Source organism: Massilistercora timonensis (assembly GCF_048354975.1).
GTDB lineage: Bacteria > Bacillota > Clostridia > Lachnospirales > Lachnospiraceae > Massilistercora > Massilistercora timonensis.
The window spans coordinates 18,740-28,597 of the sequence record NZ_DBGCJQ010000111.1 but is presented as its reverse complement, the minus strand read 5'-3'; the positions used below and the strand labels follow the sequence as shown (position 1 = coordinate 28,597).

7 protein-coding genes and 1 riboswitch are annotated in these 9,858 nt (G+C 53.0%); all 7 genes read right to left on the bottom strand.

Annotation, left to right across the window (positions count from 1 at the left end):
* Positions 1 to 616, bottom strand: a 616-nt coding sequence (era, locus tag ACML7B_RS09955) for a GTPase Era (protein WP_418541052.1), incomplete at its 3' end; no start/stop codon positions are given.
* Between the two features lie 21 nt (positions 617 to 637).
* Positions 638 to 3,559: an insulinase family protein gene (locus tag ACML7B_RS09950; RefSeq protein WP_418541051.1), complete on the bottom strand. Its 2,922-nt coding sequence runs from the start codon at positions 3,557 to 3,559 to the stop codon at positions 638 to 640.
* A gap of 150 nt (positions 3,560 to 3,709) precedes the next feature.
* Positions 3,710 to 5,323, bottom strand: coding sequence for a Na+/H+ antiporter NhaC family protein (locus ACML7B_RS09945; RefSeq protein ID WP_418541050.1), 1,614 nt, complete (start codon positions 5,321 to 5,323; stop codon positions 3,710 to 3,712).
* A gap of 74 nt (positions 5,324 to 5,397) precedes the next feature.
* Positions 5,398 to 5,569, bottom strand: a riboswitch (Lysine riboswitch).
* A gap of 61 nt (positions 5,570 to 5,630) precedes the next feature.
* Positions 5,631 to 6,461, bottom strand: coding sequence for a MurR/RpiR family transcriptional regulator (locus tag ACML7B_RS09940; RefSeq protein WP_346708796.1), 831 nt, complete (start codon positions 6,459 to 6,461; stop codon positions 5,631 to 5,633).
* Complete coding sequence (locus ACML7B_RS09935) at positions 6,415 to 7,299, bottom strand: PHP-associated domain-containing protein (RefSeq protein WP_418541049.1); 885 nt, start codon at positions 7,297 to 7,299, stop codon at positions 6,415 to 6,417. Before ACML7B_RS09935 ends, ACML7B_RS09940 begins: the two co-directional genes overlap by 47 nt.
* Positions 7,300 to 7,313: 14 nt before the next feature.
* Positions 7,314 to 8,153, bottom strand: a complete 840-nt coding sequence (locus tag ACML7B_RS09930) for an energy-coupling factor transporter transmembrane component T family protein (RefSeq protein WP_418541048.1) — start codon at positions 8,151 to 8,153, stop codon at positions 7,314 to 7,316.
* A gap of 3 nt (positions 8,154 to 8,156) precedes the next feature.
* Positions 8,157 to 9,857, bottom strand: a complete 1,701-nt coding sequence (locus tag ACML7B_RS09925; RefSeq protein WP_418541047.1) for an ABC transporter ATP-binding protein — start codon at positions 9,855 to 9,857, stop codon at positions 8,157 to 8,159.
* Position 9,858 lies beyond the last annotated feature (1 nt).

Below are 9,858 nucleotides of genomic sequence, written 5' to 3'. Positions count from 1 at the left end.
CCTCCAGGCAGTGGAGGGCCTTCTCCCGGATCAGTTCCGCCACGATCTGCCGCTCCGGCTGGTCTGTCACCGTATCATCATCGTAATACTGAGGACCGTAGGGGAGATACTTCATCACTGTCTTAAGAAGCTCCCCGGTATTCTCCCCGCTCCGTGCGGACACCGGCACGATCTCCGCGAACTCCATCTGATCCTTGTAGGCAGCGATGGCTTTCAGGATCTCCTCCTTCTTCACACTGTCGATCTTGTTGATCACCAGGATCACCGGCGTATTCACCTTCTTCAGCCGCTCAATGATATGCTGCTCCCCGGCCCCGATAAAGGTGGTGGGCTCCACCAGCCACAGGATCACGTCCACCTCGTTCAGGGTCTGGCGGGCTACATTTACCATATATTCCCCCAGCTTGTTCTTGGCCTTGTGGATCCCCGGCGTATCCACGAAGACAATCTGCCCTTTCTCGGTGGTCAGCACCGTCTGGATACGGTTCCTGGTGGTCTGGGGCTTCTTGGATGTGATGGCGATCTTCTGGCCCACCAGATAGTTCATCAGGGTGGATTTCCCCACGTTGGGCCGGCCGATCAGGGTCACAAACCCGGATCTGTAATCTTCTCTCATAATTCCTCCTTATGGTTTCTGTCAGAAACTGGTCACCATTTCAAACAGTTCTTTCTCTTCCTCGATCTTCTCCTCGCTTCCGATGACGCAGATCTGTCCCGCCGCAAGAAGCGCCTCTGTCACTTTCGCAAGAGCCCGGATATCCTCCTGACCTGCCTCCAGGATCTGACGGCGCTCTTCCCTGATCATCTCCGGACTTACTTTGTTCATGTACAGGTTCATGGAACGCTCGCCTTTGGCGCAGGGCGTCATGGGATGATCTATATTGCTCATGGTGCCGATGATATACTTGGTCATATCCCGCTCGCTGACAGTGAAGTTCTTAAGGTACTCTGTCACTCCTTCATACACGTCCATCGTCCGCTTAAGATGGGGATCCCGGTAGGAAACCAGATATCCTTCCCCAATGCGGTTGAAGCTGCTCATACAACCGTAAGCGCCGCCTTTTACCCGGATATTCTGCCACAGGTAATCGTAGCTTAAGATCACCTTCAGGATCTGGAGGGCGCCGGTATACTCTGCTCCCTGGTCGATAAAATTGCCGGTGCGGGCCACATACTGGACCTTGGAAGCCGTCTTAAAGCCCTCATTCTTCTTCTCACAGTGAAGAACGCAAGTCCCCTCCTCCACAGGATCTGTAAACAGGCTCTCCTTCAGGGACCGGATCATCTCTTCCAGCCCTTTAAGCCCCTCCCGGGAAGCGGTGTAGCTGATCATCAGGTTGTCCGGCCGGAACAGCTGCCGGGTCAGTTCCTGAAGGATCCGGATCAGTTCTTCCTTCTTCTCTTCAAACTTCTCTTCCAGACCAGCCACCGTCCGGTAGAAATCGATGCCGTTGGTCAGATCCTTAAGCTTCGCGGAAGGCGATCCATAAGAAAGCGCCCGCAGAGCGGCCGTGGAATGTCCGGAGGACTGGAACCGCATGAGAAGCCGGGACTTGGCCATAGCCAGGATCTCTCTAAGCCTCTTCTCATCTCCAAGCTTTGAAGCTGTCAGGATCTCCCCTGCCATGGAGAACACCACCGGAAGCTTGTCATAGAGCGCCTTGCCCTTCACTTCGAAGGTGGCCCGGAAGGCCTTCTCCCGCACTCTGGTCACATCGTTGTAAAGTTCCAGGCTGGTGCCGATGCCGCCGGTGCAGCGGTTGATCTCATTAAACAGTTCTCCGTAGCTGTAATGCTCCGTGTCGATGATCCCAAGGACCGACTGCAGGATCCCCACATAGGGGAGCAGATCCTCCCGGACTCCCGACAGGTCGAACATCAGGTCCACATATCCGATGCCATTGGTCTGAGTCTCATGGAAGACCAAAGGCACGCCGGCCAGGTTCATTTCTTCATTGATGACAGGCTCGATCTCCCTGGAAATATCCTCCCGCTTAAGCACCGGGATGCGGGCCAGATCTTCCTCCCGCTCCGGGGCGGACTGATAGGCTTCCAGTTCTTTGGTGCGCCGCACCAGCTCCTCCTGCTCCTCCCTGCCAAGGCTTTCTTTGTATTCCTGAAGCTTTTCCGTAAGAGCCGCGTCCATTCTTGCTGTCCTGCCCTGCTCCGGTTCCACGATCACCACCGCGCCGTGGGGATTCTCCAGCAGATATCTGCGGATCAGCTCTTCGTAGTATCCGGTTCCCAGCTTCTCCTTCAGGAAGGCGAACACATCCAGGGCGTCCACATGGATAAAGGGCTTCTCATCGTCATAGAGCCAGCTGTCCAGGATCTGCAGGCCGTACATCAGCCCCTTGGGATAACCGCCGAAATCCGCCTCCCGGTACCGGAACTCGTGATAGTTGATCCCTGCCTCCAGGGCTTTACGGTCAATGCCGTCCCTCACAAGTCCCTCCAGCACTTCCTGGATCACCTGCAGGAATTCCTCCTTCTGGGACAGGTTGGCATTCTTGGCGATCACAGAGAAAATGGGCTGATAAACTCCATTGTCATAAGACCCCATAATATCCTTGCCGATACCGGCCTCCGTCAGCGCTTTTTTAAGCGGCGCCCCCGGAGCGGACAGAAGGGCATAATCCAGGATCTGGAAGGCGAGATACAGCTCCCGGTCCAGGCTGGTGCCAATCACCTTATTGTAGGAAAGATAGGTATTATCTTTCAAAGATTCATCGCTTGCTATAGAATACGGGATCCGTTTCTCCACCATTTCCCCAAAGGGTTCCTGGTATGCGATCCGGGAATCCACCTCTTTCTTCTCAAAAGCGCTCAGATACTCCTTATCCAGCCACCGAAGCTTCTCCTCCATGTCCATATCCCCATAGAGATAAATGTAGCTGTTGGAAGGATGGTAATAAGTCCGGTGGAAATCAAGGAACTGCTCATAGGTAAGTTCCGGGATCACCTCCGGATCCCCGCCGGACTCGTTGGCATAGGAAGTATCCGGGAACAAGGTGTTCAGAACCACCCGGTCCAGCACACTCTCCGGGGAGGAGAAGGCGCCCTTCATCTCATTGTACACTACCCCGTTGTAGGTCAGCGGCCCTTCCAGGGATTCCAGGCGGTAGCTCCACCCCTCCTGGCGGAAGATCTCCTCGTGCTGATAGATATTGGGATAGAGCACCGCGTCCATGTAGACGTGCATCAGGTTCTGGAAATCCTTGTCGTTGCAGCTTGCCACCGGATAAACCGTCTTATCCGGATAAGTCATGGCATTGAGAAATGTATTCAGCGAGCCCTTCACCAGCTCCACAAAGGGATCCTTGGCCGGGAAGTTCCGGGATCCGCACAACACGGAATGTTCCATGATGTGGGGCACGCCGGTGCTGTCTGCAGGGGGCGTACGGAATCCGATGCTGAATACTTTATTGTTATCCTCATTCTCCACCAGAAGCACCCTTGCCCCGCTCTTTTTGTGGCGCAGAAGTGTTCCTTTGGACTGAATGCCGGTTAAGTCTTCTTCTTTGATCACTTCATAAGTCTCAAGATCTCTCACACTCATCTGTCTTATGATCCCCTTTCTCTTGGTTGCTGACTCCTATTATAGCATTATTTTGTCTGTCTGCCTCCCCTTTTTATGCAAAAACAAAAAGAAGACAGCAAAGAAGGACGCTTAAAAAAGCGTCCTTCCTGAAACGTCTCTTTCCGGCTGTTACGCCCTGTTCTTCGTGATCGCCCGGATCACCATCAGGGTGCCGAACATCAGCGCCAGGCCGATAGGCAGGCAGATAAAGGCATTCTGGATAAAACCGGCGATGATATAAGTAACAAAGGAAACCGCCGCAACCGTAACCGCATAAGGCAGCTGGGTGGTCACATGGTTCACATGGTTGCACTGGCCGCCTGCGGACGCCATGATGGTGGTGTCCGAGATGGGGGAGCAATGGTCTCCGCACACCGCGCCTGCCATGCAGGCAGAGATGGATATGATCATCATGTTCTCATCGATCCCGTTAAACACCGCCACAACGATGGGGATCAGGATCCCGAAGGTTCCCCAGGATGTTCCGGTGGCAAAGGCCAGGAGGCATCCTACCAGGAAGATGATGGCCGGAAGCAGCATCATCAGTCCTCCCGCCGCAGACTGCATAAGATTTGCCACATAATCCGCAGCGCCCAGGCTGTCGGTCATGGCTTTCAGGGTCCAGGCGAAGGTCAGGATCAGGATCGCCGGAACCATGGCCTTAAAGCCTTCCGGGATACAGTCCATGGACTCTCTGGGGCTTAACACCTTGCGCACCGCGTAGAACACGATGGTGATCACAAAGGCAAAGAAGCTTCCGAACATCAGTCCTACAGAAGCGTCGCTGTTGGAGAAGGCCTCTACGAATCCGGTCCCGCTGAAGAACCCGCCGGTGTAAAGCATTCCGATCACACAGGTGATGATCAGGCAAAGCACCGGGAATACCAGGTCGATCACCTTTCCCTTGCCTTCCACGATCTCATTCTCCGCATCCGCGTAGGGACGGTCCGGCGTGGTGTAAAGGTCTCCCTTCATAGCATTGTCCTCATGAAGCTTCATGGGACCATAGTCAATATTCATCACCGCGATCACGATCATCATAAAGATGGTCAGAAGCGCATAGTAGTTATAGGGAATGGCCCGGATAAAGATGGCGAATCCATCCTCTCCCTCCACGAAGCCGGTCACCGCCGCCGCCCAGGATGAGATGGGAGCGATGATGCAAACCGGCGCCGCCGTAGCGTCAATGATATAAGAAAGCTTCGCCCGGGATACGTTGTGCTTGTCCGTCACCGGACGCATTACGCTTCCCACAGTAAGACAGTTAAAATAATCGTCGATAAAGATCATCACGCCCAGCGCCACAGTGGCAAGCTGCGCGCCCACCCGGGTCTTGATCTTTGTGCTGGCCCAGCGGCCAAACGCGGCGGATCCTCCCGCCTTGTTCATCATGCACACCATGATGCCCAGGATCACCAGGAATACGATGATACCCATGTTGTAAGCATCTGTGAGCACTCCCACGATCCCGTCCTGGAATACATGGATGATGGTTCCTTCAAAGTTGAATCCGGAGTAAAAGATTCCTCCGATCAGGATCCCGATAAACAGGGAACTGTAAACCTCCTTGGTGATCAGCGCAAGACCGATGGCTACCACCGGCGGCACCAGCGACCAGAAGGTAGCGTACATATCCGGCACGTACTCTGCTGCTTCGTCCGCCGCCAGCACCGTCATGGAGCTGCAAAGCAGGATCAGCAGAAGGGCGGCGATCCCCCAGATTGCCTTTTTCTTTCCTCTCATGTCCTTTTTCCTCTTTTCTTTCCTTGTAATAAAAAACCATGAACACGCTTCCCCGGCGCGCCCATGGCAAAAAAACCTGTGATAGCGCTCCACGAATGTGACAGTCCGGGGCATATTCTGCCTGCGGCCCAGGGACAAAAGCCGGAAACTCTTCTCTCCCTTCGGCGGACGCCCCTTTCCCCGGAAAGCAGCCTTCCAAGCTCCAGCCTTCCCGGTACTGATGACTTCCGCGCCTCTATCAAGTCTCATGATTCATATAGTACATTTGTAGCACCTTTAAGAGGAAATGTCAATAACCAATCCCTTCCTAACGCTTTGCGCCGTAATGTTCTTTCAGCTTCTGCACGCGGATCAGACTTGCTGCTATTGTCTCTTTACTCCTTTCTGAAAGGGCAAGGACCAGGGCGTCCACCACGGCTACCGCCGCAGTCATGGAATGATACTCCTTTTTCTCTCCCCGGTATACATACAGATTCACGTCTGCCCGCTGTTCTTTTGGCGCATATTTCCTGCTGGTAAACGCAAGTGTGTTATACCCGGCCTCCCCGGCATAGTCCAGGATCATCTTCCCTTCTTCCGACACTTTGGAATAACTGAACAGGATCACCAGATCCTCTTCCCCCGCCTGCGCAAGGCCCTCCAACACCTCGGAACCACCAGAAGGGATCATCTGGACCGGGAATCCCATCCTTCTGAGCCGGAAGAATAAAAGCTGTCCGGCAGCCGCGGAAGCATTCTTGGCATGGATAAAGATCCGCCGCGCGTCCCCGATCTGATCCAGGGCTTTTATGAATTCCCGCTGATCCAGATCTGCCAGCGTGCGCATCATACATTCCTGCTGATAGGAAAACCAGCTTTCTATATCAAATCCTTCTCCCTTCATCAGCGTCCCGGCCATCTTTCTTGCCGCGCCTTTTCCGTTCTTCTGCTGTGCCACCGCACTTTTCAGTTCTTTAAAATCACCATATCCGATATGCCGGGCGAATCTGGAGATGGTGGCCTCGGACATCTCCAGCCGCTCCGCCAGCTGTCCAATGCTCATAAAGAGAAATTCCTCTGTGGATTCTTCAATAAATTCCAGAATCTTCTTATCAGACCTGGTATACCTTCCTTCGGATTCCGGTATTGCAAGCACCATAACGCAGCCTCCTCCCTGTTGCTTTCTGCGAAGCCTTTGCAGGCATCTCGCCCCCTTCTGTCAGCACTGATACATAGTCTCCGCCAATCGCATGGATCTCTTTAAGGGCCCGTTTCAGGATTCCTGCCGTCTTCACCTGGAAGGCGGCATAATCAGAAATCAGGATCTCATAATTCCCTTCCCGCATCTCCTGGTATAATTCCTTCACTGTATTTGTTTCTTTCGAAAACCTGGTACGGATACAACCGTACTGAACTGCCTGATGGGTGTCGCTTCCGCTGACCATCGGAATCCCCAGCCGGTCTGCCAGTCCTTCCGTAAGTTTCCAGGTCTTCTCCCGGTCCGCTGCCACATCTTTCCCGTTCAGATCCAGAAAATCAAAGCGTCGGAGCTGCTCTTCGGGAAGCTCCGGAATATGGCTGCCTTCCCGGAATGGATGACCTCCCCCGACAATTACAGAATACTGATCGAACAGATCCATCAGATTCTGAAAGGGCAGAAAACTCCCACAGATCTTATGAGGCTCCAGCCTCCGGTTCAATTCCAGGATTTCCTCCGGTGCTCCCAGGCAGAGGATATGGCCGCCCTCTCTGATATCTGTCTCCATCCCGGCAAAGATCCGAAGTCCATCCTTTGTGACCAGTGTATCTCCTTCCCGGTCGCAGGTCTTCATCAGATATCCGTATAATTCATCGAACTGCAGCGTATTGAAGTGTTCCGTGAGACACAGAGCGTCAAGTCCCGCCCCCTTTGCCTCGCCAAACAGCCAGTCTGTATAAGCCGTGGAAAACGGCAGCTTCTTTGCCAGTTTCCCATGGGTATGAAAATCAAGATACATTTTTCTTCTCCCCCTTATCCGATCAGCAGTGATCCCAATACTACAAGCGCTACCCAAAGGAAAGAAACCGCCAGAAAAAGAAGATCGTCACAAGTGACCTTCAACGTAGACAGCTTCATCTTCTTTACTTCCTTATTGACGGCAGCGTAGCGATACCCTTTGATCTCCAACGCCTCTACCGTCGTCCTGGACCGTTTCGCCGTATTGAGCATCAACGGATAGAACGCATGGATGATCACCTTGACCTGATAGATCAGATAGCGGACCTTTCCCGTCATCGTACTGCTGTCAGGCGCATTTCCCCGCAGCCGGTAAGAAAGGAGCACATTCTGAAACTCCTCCATCAACATAGGCAGCATCCGGTAGGCATAGGAGACGGAGAAGGATAACTTCTCCGGACATCCGTACCACATCAGCCCATTGGACAGCCGGTCCGGATCCAAACCGGAAAACACCGTGATCGAAGCAAGCGATACAGTAGCCACCTTCAAAGTAAGGATCAAAAGCGGCACAACCGTCTCTGCGTTGCCGCCAAACAAAAGAGACACTACAAAAAGATATCCCGTCTGGGAGAAGACTCCTACCCCAAACAAAAGCAGCACCAGCCCTGCGACTTTCGCCATAATTGTGGTTACTGCAACCAGGATAAAACAGCCAAGCAGAAATACCAGATCATCTACAAACCAGGGTACCAGGGCAAAAAACGCATACCAGACAAATAACGGCCGGGGATCCAGCGCCGCGATAAAGGTATCATCGTTTCCGTAGGCATTTTTCAACACCTGATTGCGCAGGAAATCCATAGAAAGTTTATCCAGGATATTTTCCGACAGCTTTTTCTTGATCGTTTCCATTTCCTATCTCCCTCCAAATCCTTTCACAAATTCATCGATAGTATAGCAATATGCTCTATGGTCAAGAGCCTGTGCCATGGAGAAGATCTCCGGCGGCCGGATCCCTACAGTGTCCAGGACTTCCCGGTTCCCGAAGATCTCATCCCGGTTCCCGTCCGCGATCACTTCTCCCTGAAACAGGACAATGATCCTGTCCGCCCATTCACACACCAGCTGCATATCATGGGTAGCGATCATCACCGTCTCTGTGATATCCTCCATCTCTTTCAAGGTACGCATGATCTCCTTGCGGGTGGCGATATCCAGATTCGCAGTAGGTTCGTCCAGAAGAAGGATCTCGGGCTCCAGCGCCACGCCAATAGCCAGGCTGGCTCTTCTCATCTGCCCCCCTGACAGGAGACGCCCGTCCCTGTCTTTCAGCTCTGACAGGTGGAAACGTTTCAGGAGTTCTCCGGTCCGTTCCTGCCAGTTCTCTTCCCGCCGCGCCTGCATAGCGAAAGAAATGTCTGCCTCAATGGAATCCTTGATAAACATATCCTCCGGATTCTGATATACCAAAGACACATATCTGGACATCCCTTCCGGTTTCATATTCTCCACCTGAATATCTTTTATCCGGATATCCCCGGCATTGGGCCGCAAAAGTCCTGTCATCAGTTTCATCATTGTGGATTTACCCGCCCCGTTGGACCCGATCAGCGCGATCTTCTCTCCCTTATGAAGGTCCAGATCCAGTGACCGGAAGATCTGTCGGGGCTCCCCTTTTACTGACCGGTAGGAAACAGCCACATTTCGAAAGGACACTACCGTTTCCCCCGGACCCCTGTCTTCTGCATCGGCAGAAGAATCATCTTTGTGGAAGACCAGACCTGCAAATGCCTTCTTCCCGTCTTCTATTGTGGAAGGGAGCCTGGGACTCTCGCTGCCAGGCAACCCGCTTTGTTCCAGTTCATAGGCGGCCAGTGTTACCTGCGGTGGAAATATGTTGCAACTTCGAAGTTCTTCCACTCTGCCCAACGCTTCCTTCGCCGGAAGCTTCCACTGTGTATGGCCGTCTTTCAACAGCAGTACATTCTTACAGTAGTCCGCGATGTACTCTGTGTGGTGCTCGATCACAATGATCGTCTTGCCGTACTTCTCATTCAATTCCCGCAGGACTTCATAGATCCGGTCCGCATGCATGGGATCCAGCTGTGCAATAGGCTCATCCAGGATCAGCACATCCGGCTGCAGGGACACGGCTCCTGCCAACGCCAGCAGATGCGTCTGCCCGCCGGAAAGCTGCCAGATATAATCCTGCTCACGCCCTTCCAGTCCGCATTGTCCCAGCGCCTGTTTTCCTTTCTCCAGATAATCCTTCATCCCGTAGTTCATACATGCATAAGAAGCATCATCCAGGACTGTAGGCCTTACGATCTGATTCTCGAAGTCCTGATACACATAGCCCACTTTCTGGGCTAACTCCCCAATCTCGCTCTCAAGAGTACTGGCACCGTCGATCTCGACGGTGCCGGTAAATTTCCCCGCGATAAAATGCGGGATCAGACCATTCATAACTTTGCATAAGGTAGATTTTCCACATCCGTTATTTCCTACGATGGCAAGGAAATCTCCTCTTTCAATCTCAAGATCCACTCCTTTGAGCGTAGGCTCTTCAGCGCCCGGGTAAGTATAAGTCAAATCCCTGATCTCGATCATACTCATG

Excerpts from the sequence above, each read along its gene's own strand:
- ACML7B_RS09950 (WP_418541051.1), bottom strand. The coding sequence starts at position 3,559 with ATGAGTGTGAGAGATCTTGAGACTTATGAAGTGATCAAAGAAGAAGAC.
- ACML7B_RS09945 (WP_418541050.1), bottom strand. The coding sequence starts at position 5,323 with ATGAGAGGAAAGAAAAAGGCAATCTGGGGGATCGCCGCCCTTCTGCTG.
- ACML7B_RS09940 (WP_346708796.1), bottom strand. The coding sequence starts at position 6,461 with ATGGTGCTTGCAATACCGGAATCCGAAGGAAGGTATACCAGGTCTGAT.
- ACML7B_RS09935 (WP_418541049.1), bottom strand. The coding sequence starts at position 7,299 with ATGTATCTTGATTTTCATACCCATGGGAAACTGGCAAAGAAGCTGCCG.
- ACML7B_RS09930 (WP_418541048.1), bottom strand. The coding sequence starts at position 8,153 with ATGGAAACGATCAAGAAAAAGCTGTCGGAAAATATCCTGGATAAACTT.
- ACML7B_RS09925 (WP_418541047.1), bottom strand. The coding sequence starts at position 9,857 with ATGAGTATGATCGAGATCAGGGATTTGACTTATACTTACCCGGGCGCT.